A 21,320-nucleotide genomic window follows, 5' to 3' on the forward strand; every position below is an offset into this window, starting at 1 on the left:
ACGAAAATATACTTTATTAAGAATTTGTATGCAGGAGGGTTATAGATGAATAATATATATGAGGACATAGCAAAAAGAACTCAGGGGGATATCTATATAGGTGTAGTTGGACCTGTTAGAACAGGAAAATCTACATTTATAAGAAAGTTCATGGAGTTATTAGTTTTACCTAATATAGAAAATGAATTTAAAAGAGAAAGAACAAAAGATGAAATACCTCAAAGTGGATCAGGAAAAACTATAATGACAGTTGAACCTAAATTTGTTCCAGCGGATGGAGTAGAAATAAAAATAAAAGAAAATGTGTCTATGAAAGTTAGAATGGTAGATTGCGTTGGGTACATAGTTGATGGAGTTTTAGGACATGAGGAAGATGGTAAGCAAAGATTAGTATCTACACCATGGTCTAATGAAGCTATGACTTTTGAAAAAGCTGCAGAAATAGGAACAAAAAAAGTTATAAGAGATCATTCTACTATAGGGATAGTGATGACTACAGATGGAACTGTTACAGGAATAGATAGAAAAGGATATGCTGAGCCAGAAGAAAGAGTTATAAAGGAGTTAAATGAACTTAAAAAACCATTTGTTATAGTTTTAAATACTTTAAACCCATATGCTGAGGAAACTTTAGAATTAAAAAGAGAATTAGAGGAGAAGTATGATAAACCAGTAATACCGTTAAATGTTTTAGCTATGGATGAAGATGATATAGAAGTAGTTATGGAAAATGTATTATATGATTTTCCAGTTAATGAAATAAATATAAACTTCCCTAAATGGATAGAAGGTTTAGAAAAAAATCATTGGATAAAAAATAATATAATATTTGCAATAAAGCAAAGTATAGATGATGTTGGAGTTATAAGAGATGTAAATAACATTATAAAAGGATTTGAAGAATTGGACTTTTTAGAAGAAACTCAAGTTGACAATGTTGAATTAGGAGAAGGTATAATAAGTATAAACTTAGGAACTAAGAAAGATTTATTCTATAACGTGTTAGAGGAAAAAAGTGGATTTAAGATAGATGGAGAATATGAGTTATTAAACTTAGTAACTAGGTTATCTAAAGTTAATACAGAATATGAAAAGGTAGAACAGGCATTAATGGATGTAAGAGAAAAAGGATACGGATTAGTTGCACCTACATTAGATGAACTTACACTAGATGTACCTGAAATAGTTAAACAAGGAAAACAATATGGTGTTAGATTAAGAGCTAAAGCTGGATCTATTCATATGATTAAAGCTGATATCTCAACTGAAATATCACCTGGTGTAGGTACTGAACAACAAGGAAAAGAAATGTTAGAAAGTCTTCTTAAAGGATTTGAAGAAAATCCAAATGAAATATGGGAATATAATATGTTTGGTAAGTCATTGCATGATTTGGTAAAAGATCAATTACAAAGTAAATTATATATGATGCCAGATGATGTGAGAGTAAAAATACAAAAGACTTTACAAAAAATAATTAATGATGGTTGCTCAAATATAATAACTATTATTTTATAAATTATAAAGGCACATACGAATTTCGTATGTGCCTTTATAATTGTTAATTTTAATATAAGAAGGAGTTGTATTTTAATTGAAGAAATAGATAATATACATTTTTTTGTATTGGGGGAGATATATTGAGGAAATTAAAACTAACTAAGATTATATTAGTTTTTATATTAATTTATATAGGTTCAAATATAATTAGTATAGCAATAAAAAAGAATATGGATACTTTGACTTTAAAGAATGAAACTATACAAGAGAGTTTTAAAAAAAGGGGGTTAATTATACGAGATGAGTATCTATTAAATTCAAGCATGTCTGGAAATATAAAATACTGTATTAAAGAAGGTGAAAGAGTAAAGCAAAATGATAATATAGCTTATATTTATAATGAAAATGTTAATAAAGAAGTTTTAAATAAATTAAGTGAATTACAAAAAGATATATCAAATATAAAAAAAGGAAATACAAATATAGTTAAATCAGATGTGAAAAATTTAAATAATCATATAAATAAAGCTTGTAATAGTATACAGAAAAAATTATTAAATGGTAATATAGATGTAAGAAAAGACATAGAAAATTTAAGTAAATTAATTGAAGATAAAAATTATATAATTGGAAGTGATTTAAATAGTAAATCATTAGAAAATAAAAAACTTGAAGAAAAAGAAGTCAATAGTATAATAAGTAAAAATTCAGAGTTATTTAAAGCTAAAAATTCAGGCATTGTATCCTATAAATTTGATGGCAATGAAGATAAATTTACAATTGATAAAATAAGTGAAATAAAAAAAGAGGATATAGAAAATACGCAAAGTAAGTATGAAAATATACAACAAAAAAATAAAGTTAAAAAGGATGAAACATTGGCAAGAGTTATAAAAAATTTAAAGCAGTATGTTGCTATAAGTTGTAGCGAAGAAGAAGTTAAAAAATTAGATGTAGGTCAGAAAATTATATTGTCTAGTGAGATTGAAAAAATAAATAGTAACGTATATGATATATATAAGGATGGAAAAGATTATATTGCAATATTTGAGATAAGTGAACAAAATGTGGAAATTTACGATACAAGAGTTAAAGAATTTGATATAATATATAAGTCAATGGAGGGGTTAAAGGTTCCTAAGAAGTCAATAATAAGTGTTGATGGTAAAAAAGGCGTATATGCTATATCAGAAACTGGGGACGCAAAATTTGTAGAGATAAAAGGAAATTTATATGATAGTGAAGAATATATAATCATTGACCATTATAAAAATGATATAAATGGAATAAATACTATAAGTATTTATGATGAAATAATATTAAATCCTAAATTAAAAAAATTTTTTGGGATAAAGTAGGTGATTAAATGGAGTGTATAAAATCTAATATAGAAAATATAAAAACGAAAATTAATAATTCTTGTAAAATATCAAATAGAGATAAAGAAGATGTTAAATTAATAGCAGTAACCAAAACAGTAGATATAGATGCTATTAATGAAGCAATTGAATGTGGGGCAACAGATGTTGGTGAAAATAAACCACAAGAATTATCTAGAAAATTTGAAGTTATAGGGGATAAAGTTAGATGGCACCTTATAGGAAGTTTACAAACCAACAAGGTAAAATATATAATTGATAAAGTATATATGATACATTCAATAGATAGATTATCTTTATGTGAAGAAATTCAAAAAAGAGCAGAAAAAATTGATAGAACAATAAACTGTTTAGTTCAAGTAAATATATCAAAAGAAGATAGTAAACATGGTATTTATGAGGAAGATGCTGTAAGTTTTATAAAAACTATAGCAAGTAATTATCCTAATATAAAAATTAAGGGTCTTATGACTATGGCTCCAAATACAGATGATAAAGAACTAATAAGATCTGTATTTAAAAAGTTAAAAAAATTATCTATTACTATAGATAATGAAAATATAGAAGGTGTATCTATGGACGAGCTATCTATGGGTATGAGTAACGATTTTGAAATAGCCGTTGAAGAAGGAGCTACTTTTGTTAGAGTAGGGACTTCGATATTTGGAAAAAGAAATTATAATAAAAAATAATTAATATATGTAATGGAGGATGTTAATAATGGGAAATGGTTTCATAAGTAAAATAAAAGATTGGATGACTGATGAAGTAGAAGAAGACTTTATGGATGATGAGATAGAAGAAATAGAAGAAGAAATAGAAATATCAGAAGATTTAAGTAGTGGAGTTGGAGCTATAACACAACCTAAAAGTAACAAAATAGTAAATATACATACAGCAGGACAAATGAAGGTTGTTATAGTAGAACCTAAAAAATACGAAGAAGTTACATCTATAGCAGATCAATTAAAGCAAAGAAGAGCTGTAATAGTTAATTTAGAGAATTTAGATGATGCGGTTACTCGTAAATCTATATTTGATTTTATGAATGGAGCTGTATATGTATTAGATGGAAGTATACAAAAAGTATCTAAAGCTATATTTATATTAGCACCTAATAATGTAGATATAGATGCAAATATGAAAAAAGAATTAGAAAGTAAAGCTTTTTTCCCATGGCAAAATAAATAATAAAAAAAGGAGTAAGGTATAATATGATAAAATACTCTTTGTTTGTTTTAACTGATATTATTCAATTTGCAATAGTAATAAGAGCACTTATGACGTGGATTCCAGGTGCTATAGAATCAAAAGCTTATAATATAATAGGAATGTTAACAGAGCCTATAGAAGGACCTATAAGAAATGTTATGAATAGATATTTTGAAGGGCCTATAGATTTCTCTCCTATAGTAGCTTTATTTGCATTACAACTTATAAATGCGTTAATAGGATATATATTGTAAATTAAAATTTAGGAATTATTTATGGATAAGATAACACTTACAAATCATATCAAAGATATTGATTTAAAAAATAAAATGTTTAAGGTCATAGATAAAGCATATTCCTGTATGAAAAATTATGATGTAAAATATACTGATTTTTTAAATCCTTATGAAATTAAAAATGCTATATCTATATTAAATAACTTCAATGACATTAAATATACTGTTGATGGTGGATTTAATGAAGCTGAAAGGATGTTAATATGTATATATCCATATTATATGGATTATGAAGATATAGAAGAATCAATTAAAGTATTGCAAATAGAAGGAAATTTTAAATTTAAAGAAGTAAAACATAAAGATTATTTAGGAGCTTTACTTAATTTAGGTATAAAAAGAGAGAAAGTTGGAGATATAAATATACATGACAACTTTTGTCAAGTAATAGTAAGTAAAGATATAGCTGATTTTATAATAATAAATTTAAATAAAGTTTCAAGAAATAATGTAACTATAAAGGAAATAAGTAAAAAAGATATAGTTTACATAAAACCTAAATTTAAAGAAATATCTTTTACAGTAACCTCTCAGAGGTTAGATTGTTTAATCAGTGGTATATATAATATTTCAAGACAAGAAAGTTTAAAACTTATAAATGCAGAAAAGGTATTTGTAGATTATGAAAAAATAACTTCTGCATCGAAAATATTAGAGCGGGAAAATCTTATATCTGTAAGAGGTAAAGGTAGAGCTATAATAGAAGATATAGGAGATATTACTAAAAAAGGCAAAATAAAGGTAAAAGTAAAACTAATAGTATAGGGAGGGGAACATATGCTGACTCCAGTAGAAATAGAAAATAAGGAATTTAAAAAAGGTATACGTGGATATAGAGAAGATGAAGTAGATGAATTTTTAGATATAGTAAAAGAAGATTTTGAGAATATATATAGAGAAAATTTGGACTTAAAAGAAAAAATTAGAATGTATAATGATCAAATAAACAAGTATGAAAATATAGAAGAAACATTAAAAGCTACACTTATAACTGCACAAACAGCAGCAGAGGATACATGTAGTGCAGCTAATAAAAAAGCTAAAATAATAGTAGAAGAAGCTGAGCTTAGATCAAGACAAATAATTGAACAAGCTAACAATAGAGTAATTGAAATTAGAAAAGAATATGACTCTCTTGTTAAAGAATTTAAGATATTTAGAAATAAGTTCAAATCACTACTAGAAGATGAAATAAGAAGTGTAGATGACATTTTCTCAGATATAGATGAAAGCAGTGTAGAAAAAATAGATGAACTTCAAAAAGAATTATCAGATGCATTAGAGTAAAAAGATATTGACTATTTGAAAAATTTATTATAAAATTTCATACATATACAATATTATATTTATAGATAAAAGCTATGATGGAGAGAGTAGTCTTTAGATAATTTTACAGAGAGTTGGAAAAAGCTGAGAACCAATAAATTTATAAAGGTGAAAATCACTCCTAAGCTGCAGGCTGAACGGTAAAACTATTAAGCTGTGCCGGTTAAAAACCGTTATATTGAAAGAGTGTTACATATGTGATATTTAATTTATATATGTAAAATTAGGGTGGTAACGCGAGTAATAACTCGTCCCTTTATTGGGGCGGGTTTTTTTATGTAAAATTTTAAAATAAAAAAAGGAAGGTGGATTAGAATGGCTAAATTTAAGTCACTAGTGGATTCTTCTGTAAAAGAAGCTGAAGCTAAAGTATCAAAGTACTGGAATGACATAAATATGCTAGAGAAAACTCTAGAAAAAGGTAAAGATGATCCAAGTTTTGTATTCTACGAAGGACCTCCTACAGCAAATGGAAATCCTGGAATACATCACGTTATAGCTAGAACACTTAAAGACTCTGTTTGTAGATATAAAACTATGAATGGATATCAAGTAAAAAGAAAAGCTGGATGGGATACACACGGATTACCAGTTGAAATACAAGTTGAAAAAGAATTAGGTTTATCAGATAAGCAACAAATAGAAGCTTATGGAATAGATAAATTTAATAAAAAATGTAGAGAGTCAGTTTTCACATTTGAAAAGCAATGGAGAGAAATGACTGAAAGAATGGCTTATGAAATAGACTTAGATAATCCATATATAACTCTAGATAACAATTATATAGAGTCTGTATGGTGGATATTAAATAAGTTTAATAAAGAAGGATTTGTATATGAAGGTCATAAGATACTTCCATATTGCCCAAGGTGTGGAACAGGTCTTGCATCTCATGAGGTTGCACAAGGATATAAGGAAATAAAAAATAATACAGTAATAGCTAAGTTCAAGAGAAAAGATGCTGATGAGTATTTCTTAGCATGGACAACAACACCTTGGACATTACCATCAAACGTAGCATTAACTGTAGGTCCTGAAATAGACTATATAAAAGTTAAACAAAATGATGAAGTTTACTATGTAGCTAAAGCTTTAGCTAATAAGGTTTTAGGAGAAGACTACGAAGTTATAGAAGAATTAAAAGGTAAAGATTTAGAGTACGTTGAGTACGAACAATTAATGCCATTTGTTGAAGCTGATAAAAAAGCATTCTTCGTAACATGTGGTGATTATGTAACAACTGAAGATGGTACAGGAATAGTTCACACAGCACCTGCATTTGGTGAAGATGACTACAACTTAGGTAGAAAGTATGATTTACCAGTATTACAACCAGTTTCAGAAGCAGGTAAATTTACAACTACTCCATGGGAAGGTAAATTCGTAATGGAAGATGGAGTAGACGTTGAGATAATAAAATGGTTACACGGAGAAAATAAATTATTCGGTAAAGAGAAGGTAGCTCATAACTATCCACACTGCTGGAGATGTCAAACTCCACTTTTATACTATGCTAAGCCAAGCTGGTATATAGAAATGACAAAGCTAAAAGATCAATTAATAGCTAATAACAAAACTGTTGAGTGGTATCCAAACTTTGTTGGAGAAGGAAGATTTGGTAACTGGTTAGAAAACTTAAATGACTGGGCGATATCTAGAAGTAGATATTGGGGAACTCCACTTAATATATGGAAGTGTGAATGTGGACATAAAGAATCTGTTGGATCAAGAAAAGAATTAGCAGAAAAAGCTATAGAAAATATAGATCCAGAAACTATAGAATTACACAGACCATACGTTGATGATATACACTTTAAGTGTGAAAAGTGTGGTGGTACTATGACGAGAGTAACAGACGTTATAGACTGTTGGTTCGATAGTGGATCAATGCCATTTGCACAACATCATTATCCATTTGAAAATAAGGAAAACTTTGATGAGTTATTCCCAGCAGATTTTATTTGTGAAGGAATAGACCAAACTAGAGGATGGTTCTACTCATTACTTGCTATATCTACTTTCGTTACAGGCAAGGCTCCATATAAGAGAGTTTTAGTTAACGATCTAGTATTAGATAAAGAAGGTAAAAAGATGAGTAAATCAAGAGGAAACACTGTAAATCCTTTTGAATTATTTGATAAATATGGAGCAGATGCATTAAGATGGTACTTATTATACGTATCTCCACCATGGACTCCAACAAGATTTGATGAAGATGGATTAAAAGAAGTTCAAAGTAAGTTCTTAGGAACTATGAAAAACGTATATAACTTCTTTACATTATATGCAAATACTGATGAAATCAATCCTTCTGAATTCTTTGTTGAATATAAAGATAGACCAGAACTTGACAGATGGATATTATCTAAGTTTAACAACTTAAAGAAAGAAGTTGAAGAAAACTTAGCAATATTTGAATTAAATAAAACTGTAAGAATGATACAAGAGTTTATAAATGAAGATTTATCTAACTGGTATATAAGACGTTCAAGAAGAAGATTCTGGGCTACAGAATTAACTGAGGATAAAAAATCAGTTTATAATACAACTTATGAAATATTAACAGAACTTTGCAAGTTAATAGCTCCATTTACACCATTTATAGCGGAAGAAATATATAGAAACTTAACTAATGAAGAATCAGTTCATTTATCTACTTATCCAAAAGCTAATATGGATTTAATAGATAATAGCTTAGAAGAAAAAATGGACTTAGTTAAAAACTTAGTTACATTAGGAAGAGCTTCAAGAGAAGCTACAAGAATAAAAGTTCGTCAACCAATACAAAAAGTATTAGTAGATGGAAAATATGAAGATACTATAAATGATGTTGTAGATTTAATAAAAGAAGAATTAAATGTTAAAGAAGTTGTATTTGCTAAAGATTTAGGAGAATACATGAACTTTACATTAAAGCCAAACTTTAAAGTATTAGGACCTGTACTTGGTGCTAAAATGAAATTCTTTGCAGGTGCATTAAATAAACTTGATGCAAGTGAAGTTGTAGCTAAATTAGAAGCTGGAGAATCTATAACTGTAGATATAGATGGTGAAGAATTTAACTTCAACAAAGAGCATGTTTTAATAAACATATCAGCAAAAGAAGGATTTAATGTTACTATGGAGAATAATTTATTCGTAATATTAGATACAACTTTAAATGAAGCTTTAATAAATGAAGGGTATGCAAGAGAATTCATATCTAAAGTACAACAATTAAGAAAATCTAATGATTTTGATGTTTTAGATAATATAGAAATAGATTATTGCTCAGATGATGAAATAGCTAATGCTATAAATGAATATTCTGAGTATATAAAATCAGAAACTTTAGCTATAGATATAAATAGAGTTGAAGATGAATCTATAGAAAAACATAACTTAAATGACCATATGACTGGTATAAAGGTTATAAAAAAATAATTTAAAATTCAAAAAGTCCCTAGAGAATTTATCTAGGGACTTTTTTATTTGCAAGAATCACAAAAAAATATGCAGGAAATGTAAAAAATATTGTATACAATTTAAAAATAATAAGTAATATTAAAACAAATCTAAATAAATTAATGCAAAAAATGACGAAAAATATAGAAAAAAATAAAAAATAAGAAATTTTCTAAAATTTATGAAAATGCTTGCCTGATATGATAAAATATAACAGTATTAAAAATTATATTTTAAAAGACAACAGGGAGGAAGTTTAATGAGTACAGCAAGTAAGAAAAAAACTAAAGTACAAGCTTTTATGGACTCTATAGAAAAGCTTGGTAACAAATTACCTCATCCAGTACTTATGTTTATGTACATAGCTGCATTTGTATTGGTATTATCGGCAGTGCTGGGATCGTTTGGGGTAGTGGCTCATACACCACTTGGAGATTTTCCAATAAATAACTTATTAGGGCAAGATCCAATTGAAGTATTAAAAGTAGGTGCAAATGGTACTACAGTAGCAGAAAGATATTCAAATGGATTATCTTATGTAATAGGTACTGCTATAGCCAACTTTATGAATATGTATGCAATAGGGACTATACTTATAATAATGTTAGCAATAGGACTTATGGACCAAAGTGGATATTTATCAATTGCAATGAAGAGTATAGTTGCAGCAACACCTTCTAAATTAGTAACACCAGTTGTTATATTCTTAGGGGTTATGTCTAATATGGCATCTGATGCAGGATATGTTGTATTAATACCTCTTGCAGCACTGATGTATTATACTTTAGGAAGACATCCATTAGTTGGACTTGCAGCAGGTTTTGCTGGGGTTTCAGGTGGATTTAGTGCAAACCTTTTTGTAAGTTCTACTGATGCATTATTATTACCATTTACTCAAGCGGCAGCAGAAACTGGAGATGCTATGGTAGGAACGAGTTTAGCAGGTGGACTTTCAGTAACAAGTAACTGGTTTTTCATGATGGGATCAACTCTTGTAATTATAATATTAGGAACATTAGTAATTGATAAATTCGTAGAACCAAGATTAGGGACTTATAACAAAAAAGAAGCTGATGTTGAAGAAGATCATGAAATAACTCAAAAAGAAAGAGAAGCTTATAAATTTACAAATAAAATATTATTATTAGTTATAGGACTTATAGTTTTAGCTGCATTACCAATAGATACAGGTAATAAAATACCATTAGTTGGAGACTTATCAACTAATGTTAAATTATGGGTAGTTAATTCAGATGGAACAGCAACTCTTAATACTGTAGATAGTTTCTTAGATTCTATATTCTTCAAAGGCGATATGGTAATCATGTTAATGTTTGTTATATTTGCTATAAGTGGACTAGTATATGGATTTAAATCTGGTAAATTTAAAAAGAGTTCAGATATAGTTCCAGCTATGTGTAAAGCAATGGCTGATATGGCTCCAATAATAGTTATATTATTCTTTGTTGCACAATTTATAAACTATTTTAATGATTCTCACCTAGGAGTATTAGTTGCGTCATTAGGGGCTAAGTTAGTTTCACTTATACCAGAAGGTAATATGTTTATGTCTATTGTATTAATGGTGGCATTTATATTCTTAACTGCATTTGTAAACTTATTTATGGGTGGAGCATCGTCAAAATGGGGGCTTTTAGCACCAATATTTGTTCCAATGTTAATGGTTGCAGGGTTTTCTCCAGCAGGTGTACAATTAATGTATCGTATAGGAGATTCATCTACTAACATAATATCACCATTAATGAACTATCTTGGGGTTATAGTAGTGTTTGGACAAAAGTATAAAAAAGATTTTGGGGTTGGAAACCTAATGAGTATGATGATGCCAATATCAATGGCATTTTTAATAGGATGGACTTTGTTTGCTATAATTTGGGCATTAACAGGAATACCAATAGGACCAGGAACTCAATTCTTTATAAATTAATTATATAAGAGCAAAGAATATATTCTTTGCTCTTTTTTTATTTTAAAAATTAAACAGTTGACTTTTTAACCATTAAAACATATTATATAAAATAAACAATAAAACTAAAATAAAATATATATATCCTATGAAAAGGATTAGTAATTAGGTAAATATTTAATACAGAGAGTTGAGGATGCTGAGAGCTCAATATAAATAAATCTAGTGAATGGACCTTGGAGGAATTAAGTGAAATTTAAAAATATTAAAGAGTAGCTGATATCGTGACTGCACGTTATAGCAGAGTATATAAAGAGATATACATATTATAATTATGTATATAATTTAGGTGGTACCGCGGAAACTATATCCGTCCTATTAATTTAGGACGGATTTTTTTATTTAAAAATACATAGGAGGAAAATAAAAATGAACAAAATAGGAATAATAGGTGCAATGGATGAAGAAGTAGATATATTAAAAGATATAATGGATATCCAAGAAACTGTGGAAAAAGCAAGTTTAAAATTTTTTGTAGGAAAATTAGAAGGAAAAGATGTTGTTTTAGTTAGATGTGGTATAGGAAAAGTTAATGCAGCATTATGTGCTCAAATATTAATAAGTGAATTTAAAGTTGATGCAGTAGTTAATACAGGAGTTGCAGGAGCATTAAATGAAGAATTAGATGTATATGATATAGTTATTTCAACAGATGCTATTCAACATGACTTTGACACAACAGTATTTGGAGATAAAAAAGGTATGATTCCTAGAATGGAAAATTCTATATTTGTGGCTGATGAAAAGTTAATAAATGCTGCATATGAATCATCAAAAGAAGAAGTAAAAACTCACAAGGTTTTAAAAGGAAGAGTTTTAAGTGGAGATATATTTATAAGCAGCAAAGAATTAAAAGATGAGTTAGTAAGAGAATTTAATGGATACTGTGGAGAAATGGAAGGAGCAGCTATAGCACATGTATGTCATGTAAACAATACTCCATTTGTAGTAATAAGAGCTATGTCTGATAAAGCAGATGGAAGTGCTGATGTAACTTATGAAGAATTTGTAAAACAAGCTGCTTATAATTCTAAGGATATAGTACTTAGAATGTTAAAAAATATATAGGAGGAGTTAAATATGAGTGAAAAGAAAATAATATTTAGTGGAGCTCAGCCATCAGGAAAATTAACATTAGGTAATTATTTAGGCGCTATAAAAAACTGGACTGAATTACAAGAAGAATATAACTGTTATTATAGTGTTGTTGATTTACATGCAATAACAGTACCTCAAGAAGCTAAAAACTTAAGAGCAAACACTATGCAATTATTAGCTCAATATTTAGCTAGTGGATTAGATCCAGAAAAAAATACTATATTTATTCAATCACATGTTAGTGCACATACAGAACTTATGTGGATATTAAATACAATGACTTACATGGGTGAATTAAGTAGAATGACACAATTTAAAGATAAATCTCAAAAAAATGAGGCAAATTTAAATGCAGGTTTATTTACTTATCCAGTATTAATGGCAGCTGATATATTATTATATCAAACTGATTTAGTTCCAGTTGGAGAAGATCAAAAACAACATTTAGAATTAGCAAGAGATTTAGCTAATAGATTTAATAATAGATATAGCCCTACATTTAAAGTACCAGAACCATATATACCAAAAGCTGGAGCTAGAGTAATGAGCTTACAAGAGCCTACTAAAAAGATGAGTAAATCAGATGAAAATGAAAATGGATATATATTATTAGTTGATGAACCAGATTCAATAAGAAGAAAAATAAAAAGAAGTGTTACAGATTCAATAGGTATAGTTCAATATAATGATGAACAACCAGGTATAAAAAATCTCTTAGATATATATTCAAAACTTAGTAATAAATCTATAGAAGAACTAGTAACTATGTATGAAGGTAAAGGATATGGAGATTTTAAAAATGATGTTTCTGAGGTTATTGTAGAAACTTTAAGACCTTTAAGAGAACAATATGAGTATTTATTATCTAATAAAGATTATTTAGAAGATGTATATGCTAAAGGAGCTCAAAAAGCAGAATATCAAGCAAGAAAAACACTTAGAAAAGTTTATAAGAAAGTTGGATTAATAGAAAAGAAGTTTCTATAATCTAAAAATTTAAAGTCCTATTTATTAGGACTTTTTTTGCATTTTAAACATAAAAATTGACATAATAAAAGTGTAGACAGTTTTTTATATAAAGAGGGCGTGTTAAAATTTGAAAAAGTATAGAACTGGTAATAAATTTTATAGTGATATAAGAAATATGAAAGAAATAGATATAAGAATTAATGGAAATGAAGATGATGGATACTATTTTAAGATGCTTCAAGTTGTTAATAACAAACTAGATAATCTAATGCATATAATTGAAAGAAGTAGAATAAGGGAGTTTATGATTTTAACAGATAGCAAAAGAAGATTATTTACAATTAATTTTATATCTGGAGTAGGAAAAGGATTTGGTCAAGCTATAGGATTTAGTGTACTAACAGCTATAGTTTTATACTTAATTTCTAAGTGGGTAAACCTACCTATAGTAGGAGCATATATAGCCAAGTTTTTAGATATTATAGACCAATTTAGGAAAAATTAGAGGAGGACATTATGGATAATAAAAAATATCAAAAAGCTTTATTAAAAGAAAAAAATAATTTAACTAAATTAGTTTCTCAAATGAAAGATAATACAGTTTTTGGAGATACAACAAATCATACTAGTGAAAAATATACATCAGGCGAATTGTCAAGCTATGATAATCATTTAGGAGATATAGGAACTGAAGTATATATGCAAGAAATGCAAGATAGTTTAACTAGACATGAAAAACTTAAATTAAATGAAATAAATGATGCTTTATATAAAATAGAAAATGGAATTTATGGTATATGTGAAAAGTGTAATAAGAGTATAGAAGAAGATAGATTAGAATTTATTCCTGAGGCAAGATTGTGTGCAAACTGTGCTAAAAAAGAAGATAGTCATCTTAACAATGTAGAAAGTGTAAGCATAAAAGATAATTTTAGTGGACCAAACTTATATAGAAGCCCTGTTGAAGACTTAGTAAATATGAATAGAGATATGAGAGGTAGACGTTAGAAAAGAGGGTAAAACATGAAAAGGTTAATAATATCAATTGGATTTGTATTTTTATTAGGTATTGCAATTTATAAAATTAATATTTTAGAAAATCAATCAGCAATGATTAATAATAAAAATATATTTAATCAGTACCAAGATATAGTAATAAAAAAAGGAAGTGAATCTAAAAAAACAATTGCATTAACTTTTGATGATGGTCCAGATGAGGATTTTTCACCTCAGATATTAGATATACTAAAAAAATATAATGTAAAAGCAACATTTTTTATGGTGGGTCAAAAGGTTTGTGGGAATCCTGAAATAGCTAAAAGAGCATTTGATGAAGGACATGATATAGGGAATCATACTTATTCACATATAAATATATGTAAAAGTACAGATGAACAAATAAACAATGAAATAAATAAAACACAAAAAATAATAAAAGAAGTAACAGGTAAGGAACCAATTTTATTTAGACCTCCATACAGAGCTATAAATGAGAATTTGTTTAATATAATAAAATCAAAAGATATGAAAGTTGTTTTATGGTCTGATTTAGATACAAAAGATTGGAGCAATCCAGGAGTTTATAATATTATAAAAACAATAGAAGACAATACAAAAAATGGAACTATAATTTTGCTTCATGATTATAATAAAGTTAGAAATAATAAATCTCAAACTATACAAGCATTAGAAAAGGTAATACCTAAGATGCAAAGTTTAGGATATGAATTTGTGACAATTTCTGATATGATAAAGTAAATTATAAATCAAAAGGAAGGTACTAATGTGTACTTTCCTTTTGATTTATAATCCATATTGCTCCTTGTAATATTAATATATATAATAATATGTATATCAATATTGCAAGGAGGAAAATTTATTGACATACATATTAATAATATTAGGATTAATTGGGTTAGATCAAATATCAAAATATATTGCTATAAAATATTTAGCAGGTATAGGAAGTATACCAATAATAAAAAACATATTTCATTTGACATATGTTGAAAATAGAGGTGCAGCATTTGGTATGTTTCAAAATAACCAAATAGTATTTGTAGTAGTAGCATCGATTGCATGTATATTTGGTTTATATTATTTATATAAAAAAGATCTCAACATATTAGGTAAAACAGCTATTATTTTTATAATATCTGGCGCTATAGGAAATCTTATAGATAGAATAAGATTGGGATTTGTTGTAGATTACTTCGATTTTAAAATAATTTGGGATTATGTATTTAATATAGCAGATGTTTTTGTAGTAGTAGGAACTATATTATTATGCATTTATATAATATTTTTTGAAAATAACAAGTAGGTGAAGATATGGAAGAGATAAGACAGTTTTTAGTTATAGATGAAGAAGAGGGCTCTAGATTAGATGTCTATTTGTCAGAACAATTAGGAGAGATGTCTAGAAGTTATATACAAAAACTAATAAAAGAAAAAAAGGTTAAGGTTAATGAAAAAATAGAGAAAGCTAAATATTTGGTAAAAGAAAATGATAATATATCTATAGAGATACCAAAACCGAAAACTCTTGAAATTATAGCTCAAGATATACCTATAGATATAGTATATGAAGATGATGATTTATTAATAGTAAACAAACCTCAAGATATGGTTGTACATCCAGCTCCAGGAAACTATGAAAATACATTAGTAAATGCAATATTATATCATTGTGAAGGTAATTTATCATCTATAAATGGAGTAATAAGACCAGGTATAGTACATAGAATAGATAAAGATACATCAGGACTTTTAATGATTGCTAAAAATAATAATTCCCATAATTATTTATCAGAGCAGTTAAAAGATCATTCAATAACTAGGGAGTACGAGTTTATATGCCATGGAGTTATAAAAGAAGATAAAATAACTGTAAATAAACCTATAGGAAGAAATCCTAAAGACAGGTTAAAAATGGCAGTAGTTAAAGATGGAAAACATGCAGTTACTCATTTTGAAGTTATTAATAGATATGAAAATTTTACACATGTAAAAGCTACTCTTGAAACAGGAAGAACCCATCAAATAAGAGTTCATGCATTATCTTTAAATCATCCTTTATTAGGAGATCCAATATATGGACCTAAAAATAATAAATTTGGAGTTAAAGGTCAAGTTTTACATGCTAAAAAACTTGGATTTATACATCCAACAACTAAAGAATATGTAGAATTTGATTCAGAATTACCAGAGCATTTTAAAAGTATAATTAAAAAATTAAATAAAAATAGTTGAGAAAATATAACTAGTATTATATAATTATAAAAAATGAAGATTACCTTTAAGTGATACAGAGATATCATAAGGCAAGATTAAAAGTACAAATATAATTATATTTGTATTGTTTATAGGATAATTATAGCTTCTTGCCAAAAGGTAAGAAGCTTTTTTATTTACCTAGCAAAAGGAGGATTTTAATGAAAGAAAAAGCTCAATTAATGGATGATAAGGCTATAACGAGAGCTATAACAAGAATTAGTCATGAGATTATAGAAAAAAATAAAGGTATAGAAAATGTAGTTTTAGTTGGAATAAAAACTAGAGGAGTACCTATTGCAAATAGAATTTCAAAAAAGATTGAAAGCATAGAAGGTGAATTAGTCAATACAGGAGAAGTTGATATAACTTTATACAGAGATGATTTAAAAGAAATTGATGTAGATCCGGTTATAAATGGTTCTAATATAGATTTTGATATAAATGATAAGGTAGTAATATTAGTTGATGATGTATTATATACTGGAAGAACAGTAAGAGCTGCATTAGATGCTATAATGGATATAGGAAGACCTAAGTCTATACAACTAGCAGTATTAGTAGATAGAGGACACAGAGAATTACCAGTAAGAGCAGACTATGTAGGTAAAAATGTTCCTACATCAAGACATGAAATAATATCAGTTATGTTAAGTGAAATTGACGAACAAGATTCAGTAACTATAAAAGAATAAAAACATAAAATTATATAAGGTTAATACCTTTTAATTCAGTACAGAGATGCTGAAAAAGGGAGAATTATTTCTCCCACATTAAAAAATAGGGAGGTTTTTTTATGAAAAAAACAATATTGTCATTACAACATCTACTAGCTATGTTTGGAGCTACAGTTTTAGTTCCAATATTAACAGGATTTGACCCAGCCGTAGCAATATTTTGTGCAGGAATAGGAACTTTAATATTTCACACATGTACAAAAGGCGTAGTACCAGCATTTTTAGGATCAAGTTTTGCTTTTATACCAGTAATATTAGCAGCTAAGGAAGCTCACAATGGAGATTTAGCTTATGCACAAGGAGGTATAATTGTAGCAGGGCTTATATATTTAGTAATGTCAGCTATAATAAAAAAAATCGGAGTAGATAAAATAAAAAAATACTTCCCAGCTCAAGTAGTTGGAGCTATGATAGCTGTTATAGGACTTAATTTAATACCTACAGCTTTGGATATGGCATCACATAATTTTATTATAGCAGTTGTAACATTAGGATCAGCAGTAGCTATAAATGTATTTTGTAAAGATTTTGTAAAGCAATTAAATATAATAATTGCTGTTGCTATAGGATATATAATATCTTTAATGTTAGGAAATGTAGATACATCTTTTATGAGCAGTAGTGCATCTTTTTTACAAATACCAGCATTTAGATTACCTAAATTTAGTTTAGAAGCAATAGTATTAATTGCACCTGTAGTTTTAGCGGTATTCATGGAACATATAGGAGATATGACTACTAATGGAACTGTAGTTGGAAAAAATTTCATAGAAGAACCAGGACTTCATAGAACATTAATGGGAGATGCATTAGCTACAATAGCAGCTGGTTTTTTAGGAGGACCAGCAAATACTACTTATGGAGAAAATACAGCGGTACTTGCAATAACTAAAAATTATGATCCATCAATATTAAGAAGAACAGCTATATGTGCAATATTACTTGCGTGTGTAAGTAAATTTGGTGGATTTTTACAAAGTATACCTACAGAAGTTATGGGAGGTATAAGTATAATGTTATTTTCTATGATTTCATATGTAGGATTAAAAACTATAAACGATAGCAAATGTATAAGTAATAAAAAGAATATAATAATAGTATTAACTATAATGATAATTGGATTAGGAACTACTTATTTAGGAAACAAAGGAATAGTTATAGGAATACCTATTACAAAAACAGTTACTATAACAGGACTTAGTTTAGCAGCTATAGTAGGAATAATCTTAAATAGAGTTTTAAATAGAAATGAATTCAAAGTTGAAAAGAAAGAAGAACAATCAGTTCTTAACTCTCAACTTGTATAAAAAAACAGGGATTAACCCTGTTTTTTTAATTTAACAACTAATTCTTCTGATGGTGTTACATAAATCGTACTATTAGTTTCGTATATAACCATACCAGGCTTAGAACCATTTGGTTTTTTTACATTTTTCTTTAAAGTGTAATCTACAGGAACTTGTGAAGACATTTTAGATTTACTGAAAAATGCAGCTAACATTGCACCTTCAAAAATTGTAGATTCTGGAATTTCTTTTCCCTCGGTTTTAATTATTACATGAGATCCAGGTATATTTTTAGTATGCATCCATAAGTCATCATTATTAGCAATTTTTAATGTTAAAAAGTCATTTTGTTTATTATTTTTACCAACTAATATTGTAAATCCATCTGAAGATAAAAACTCATTTGGTTTAGTTGTTAGATTGTTTTTATCTTTTTTTGATTTTACCTTACCACGCATATAACCAAGTTTTTGTAATTCTTCTTTTATATCGTCAAGTTCTGCTAAGTTATCACAGTTATCTATACTAAGTATTATATTTTCAAGATAATTTATTTCTTCTAAACTTAATTCTACTTGAGCTGTTATTTCTTTTTTAGCATGTTTTAGTTTATTATATCTTTTAAAATACTTTTGAGCATTTTCTGATGGAGTAAGGTTTTTATTAAGATCTATTTTAATTAAAGGACAGTCTTCTTCATAGAAATTTTGAACTTCTACAAAATCCATACCTTTTTCAATCATATATATATAGGCCGTTATAAGTTCACCTTTTATTTTATAGATATTAGCATTATCAGATTCTTTAAGTTCAATTTTTTGTTTTTTCAATTTGTTGTATAATCTATCTAGTTTAATTGATATACTCTTTTTAAAATCAGAAGCTCTTTGGTTTATTCTTTCTTTAGCATCTTTATTAGCATAAAAACTTTCTATTATAGATGAGATACTTTCATCATGGACAACTTTTAAGTTATCAAATAATGTTAAATCTATAGAACTAAAATCTATAAGTTTATCTATAGAAGAATCTATTGCTAAGCAAGGGTTATAATTGCTATCTTTAATATTTAAAATTACATTACTAAATTCTTTATATAAATTATCAAAATCTATACCATCAATACTTGAAGCTTGTTTAGAAATATCTAAATTTGATCTAAAACATATCTCTTTAGATACAATAGGACTTATACCTAAGAATTTAGAGTATATACATTTTGATATACTTCCATCAAAATCAGATATTGTTTCTTTAAATTTATCCCTAGATATTTTATCAAGAGGGTTTAACTTATCTTGAGCAGGTGGTAATACATAAGTCATACCAGGTAGTAGTTGTCTAACTCTACTTACACTAGGAGGAATTCTCTTTATAGAATCAACTATTTTATTTTCTTCGTGAGTAAGTATTATATTACTATGTCTTCCCATTATTTCTATTATTATATCTTTAGTAGTTTTAGCTTTTAGCTCATCAAGAGATTCAACAGTTATTTTTATAATTCTTTCAAATCCAACTTGAGACACACTAACTATATTTCCGCTTTGTATATATTTTCTAAGTAACATACAAAACATAGGGGCATTTATAGGGTTTTCTTTTTTATAATTTGTAGAAAGATAAACCCTAGGGTTAGATGCACTTGCACTAAGTACAAGTTTAAAATTTTCTTTATTATTTCTTATATGTAAAACTATTTCGTCATTTTCTGGTTGATATACTTTATCTATTTTACCGCCAACTAATTTAGATGATAGTTCATCTGAAATAGCGTGGACAACTAAACCATCAAAGGCCATAATATCATTCCTTTCAAAATTTATTGATAAGTAGATTATTACACAGATGTATAATAATGTGAATATAATATTTAGAATATAGTTTAAAATAATATATAGGTTATAATCAATATAATTTCCTTTTATGAACAAAATATTGTATAATAAGCTAAGAATTCAAATTTATAGGGGGGATATAAATGAACTTCTGGAAATTACATGGAGTCGGAAATGATTTTATAGCAATAGATGGTAGATTTGATAATATAGATCCTAATAATTACTCAGATTTGGCTAAAAAAGTTTGTCATAGACACTTTGGTATAGGTGCAGATGGATTATTAGTTGTCAAAAATTCAAATATATGTGATGCTGAAATGGTATATTACAATTCAGATGGATCTAGAGCTAATATGTGTGGAAATGGTCTAAGATGTTTTTGTAAATTTGTATATGACAATAATATAGTAAAAGAAAATGAATTTAGTGTATATACACTTGACGGTATAAAAAAAATATCTTTAAATATAAACAAAGAAAAAATTGATACTATAAAAGTAAATATGGGAAAACCAAACTTCAATCCTAATATAATTCCAGTAAAAACAAATAAAGAAGTCTTTATAAATGAAAAGTTAGTAATAGATAATAAAGAAATAGAAGTTAGTTCGATTCTTATGGGAGTTCCTCATACAATTGTGTTTGTAGATGAAATAATAAAAGAAGAAATATATAAGTATGGAGAATTAATAGAAAAAAATGAAATATTCCCACAAAATACTAATGTTAACTTTGTAAAGATAGATGATAAAAATAATATTCAGGTTTATACATGGGAAAGAGGTTGTGGTTATACATTAGGATGTGGAACAGGAATGACTGCATCTGTTATAGTAGCTAATTACTTAAATAAAGTTAATAAAAAAGTAAATGTTAAATCAGAAGGTGGAAGTGTAAAAATAGAAATACTAGATGATGTATACATGATAGGAAATGCAGTTAAAATATGTGAAGGAACTTTGGAGGTATAGT

20 protein-coding genes and 2 other annotated features are annotated in these 21,320 nt (G+C 27.3%); of the genes, 19 read left to right on the forward strand and 1 reads right to left on the reverse strand.

From position 1 onward, the window contains the following. The first annotated feature begins 45 nt into the window (after positions 1-45). The 18 genes from spoIVA (at position 46) to ABFX13_RS00445 (ending at position 18,528) form a co-directional block, all read left to right on the forward strand. Positions 46-1,518 (forward strand): stage IV sporulation protein A, encoded by a 1,473-nt coding sequence (spoIVA, locus tag ABFX13_RS00360; protein WP_346040984.1) that lies wholly within the window; start codon positions 46-48, stop codon positions 1,516-1,518. Positions 1,519-1,640: 122 nt separating this feature from the next. Further along, positions 1,641-2,858: a biotin/lipoyl attachment domain-containing protein gene (locus ABFX13_RS00365; RefSeq protein ID WP_346040986.1), complete on the forward strand. Its 1,218-nt coding sequence runs from the start codon at positions 1,641-1,643 to the stop codon at positions 2,856-2,858. Between the two features lie 8 nt (positions 2,859-2,866). Then, positions 2,867-3,571, forward strand: coding sequence for a YggS family pyridoxal phosphate-dependent enzyme (locus ABFX13_RS00370; protein ID WP_346040988.1), 705 nt, complete (start codon positions 2,867-2,869; stop codon positions 3,569-3,571). A 28-nt stretch (positions 3,572-3,599) separates the two neighbouring features. Further along, the gene (locus tag ABFX13_RS00375; RefSeq protein ID WP_346040990.1) at positions 3,600-4,070 is read left to right on the forward strand and encodes a cell division protein SepF; all 471 of its coding nucleotides are present in this window, start codon (positions 3,600-3,602) and stop codon (positions 4,068-4,070) included. 23 nt (positions 4,071-4,093) lie between these two features. Continuing rightward, positions 4,094-4,345, forward strand: a complete 252-nt coding sequence (locus ABFX13_RS00380) for a YggT family protein (RefSeq protein ID WP_346040992.1) — start codon at positions 4,094-4,096, stop codon at positions 4,343-4,345. A gap of 21 nt (positions 4,346-4,366) precedes the next feature. Next, complete coding sequence (locus ABFX13_RS00385; protein ID WP_346040994.1) at positions 4,367-5,152, forward strand: YlmH family RNA-binding protein; 786 nt, start codon at positions 4,367-4,369, stop codon at positions 5,150-5,152. 12 nt (positions 5,153-5,164) lie between these two features. Continuing rightward, positions 5,165-5,674 (forward strand): DivIVA domain-containing protein, encoded by a 510-nt coding sequence (locus ABFX13_RS00390; RefSeq protein WP_187006213.1) that lies wholly within the window; start codon positions 5,165-5,167, stop codon positions 5,672-5,674. A 65-nt stretch (positions 5,675-5,739) separates the two neighbouring features. Beyond that, positions 5,740-5,972, forward strand: a binding site (T-box leader). 56 nt (positions 5,973-6,028) lie between these two features. Beyond that, positions 6,029-9,136: an isoleucine--tRNA ligase gene (ileS, locus tag ABFX13_RS00395; RefSeq protein ID WP_346040996.1), complete on the forward strand. Its 3,108-nt coding sequence runs from the start codon at positions 6,029-6,031 to the stop codon at positions 9,134-9,136. Positions 9,137-9,416: 280 nt separating this feature from the next. Then, positions 9,417-11,105 (forward strand): AbgT family transporter, encoded by a 1,689-nt coding sequence (locus tag ABFX13_RS00400; protein WP_346040999.1) that lies wholly within the window; start codon positions 9,417-9,419, stop codon positions 11,103-11,105. A 118-nt stretch (positions 11,106-11,223) separates the two neighbouring features. Then, positions 11,224-11,465, forward strand: a binding site (T-box leader). A 48-nt stretch (positions 11,466-11,513) separates the two neighbouring features. Beyond that, on the forward strand, positions 11,514-12,212 hold the full coding sequence (locus tag ABFX13_RS00405; protein WP_346041001.1) for a 5'-methylthioadenosine/adenosylhomocysteine nucleosidase: 699 nt from the start codon (positions 11,514-11,516) through the stop codon (positions 12,210-12,212). A 12-nt stretch (positions 12,213-12,224) separates the two neighbouring features. Next, positions 12,225-13,229: a tryptophan--tRNA ligase gene (gene trpS / locus ABFX13_RS00410; RefSeq protein WP_346041003.1), complete on the forward strand. Its 1,005-nt coding sequence runs from the start codon at positions 12,225-12,227 to the stop codon at positions 13,227-13,229. Between the two features lie 109 nt (positions 13,230-13,338). Continuing rightward, complete coding sequence (locus ABFX13_RS00415) at positions 13,339-13,716, forward strand: DUF5665 domain-containing protein (RefSeq protein WP_346041005.1); 378 nt, start codon at positions 13,339-13,341, stop codon at positions 13,714-13,716. An 11-nt stretch (positions 13,717-13,727) separates the two neighbouring features. Then, the gene (locus ABFX13_RS00420; RefSeq protein WP_346041007.1) at positions 13,728-14,219 is read left to right on the forward strand and encodes a TraR/DksA C4-type zinc finger protein; all 492 of its coding nucleotides are present in this window, start codon (positions 13,728-13,730) and stop codon (positions 14,217-14,219) included. A 15-nt stretch (positions 14,220-14,234) separates the two neighbouring features. Continuing rightward, positions 14,235-14,969: a polysaccharide deacetylase family protein gene (locus ABFX13_RS00425; protein ID WP_346041009.1), complete on the forward strand. Its 735-nt coding sequence runs from the start codon at positions 14,235-14,237 to the stop codon at positions 14,967-14,969. A 121-nt stretch (positions 14,970-15,090) separates the two neighbouring features. Further along, positions 15,091-15,534 (forward strand): signal peptidase II, encoded by a 444-nt coding sequence (lspA, locus tag ABFX13_RS00430; RefSeq protein ID WP_346041011.1) that lies wholly within the window; start codon positions 15,091-15,093, stop codon positions 15,532-15,534. Positions 15,535-15,542: 8 nt separating this feature from the next. Next, on the forward strand, positions 15,543-16,463 hold the full coding sequence (locus tag ABFX13_RS00435; RefSeq protein WP_346041013.1) for an RluA family pseudouridine synthase: 921 nt from the start codon (positions 15,543-15,545) through the stop codon (positions 16,461-16,463). Positions 16,464-16,645: 182 nt separating this feature from the next. Continuing rightward, positions 16,646-17,179, forward strand: a complete 534-nt coding sequence (pyrR, locus tag ABFX13_RS00440) for a bifunctional pyr operon transcriptional regulator/uracil phosphoribosyltransferase PyrR (RefSeq protein WP_346041015.1) — start codon at positions 16,646-16,648, stop codon at positions 17,177-17,179. A 101-nt stretch (positions 17,180-17,280) separates the two neighbouring features. After that, positions 17,281-18,528 carry a uracil-xanthine permease family protein gene (locus ABFX13_RS00445; RefSeq protein ID WP_346041016.1) on the forward strand — a complete coding sequence of 416 codons (1,248 nt, stop codon included), beginning with the start codon at positions 17,281-17,283 and terminating at the stop codon, positions 18,526-18,528. Between the two features lie 11 nt (positions 18,529-18,539). On the opposite strand, the gene ABFX13_RS00450 is transcribed toward ABFX13_RS00445, so the two are convergent. Next, positions 18,540-20,309, reverse strand: coding sequence for an Rqc2 family fibronectin-binding protein (locus ABFX13_RS00450; RefSeq protein WP_346041018.1), 1,770 nt, complete (start codon positions 20,307-20,309; stop codon positions 18,540-18,542). Between the two features lie 179 nt (positions 20,310-20,488). Here ABFX13_RS00450 and dapF point away from each other — a divergent pair, with 179 nt between their 5' ends. Continuing rightward, complete coding sequence (gene dapF, locus ABFX13_RS00455; protein WP_346041020.1) at positions 20,489-21,319, forward strand: diaminopimelate epimerase; 831 nt, start codon at positions 20,489-20,491, stop codon at positions 21,317-21,319. The last annotated feature ends 1 nt before the right edge of the window (position 21,320 follow it).

The sequence above is a fragment of the Paraclostridium tenue genome, assembly GCF_039521565.1.
Classification (GTDB): Bacteria; Bacillota; Clostridia; order Peptostreptococcales; family Peptostreptococcaceae; genus Paraclostridium; species Paraclostridium tenue.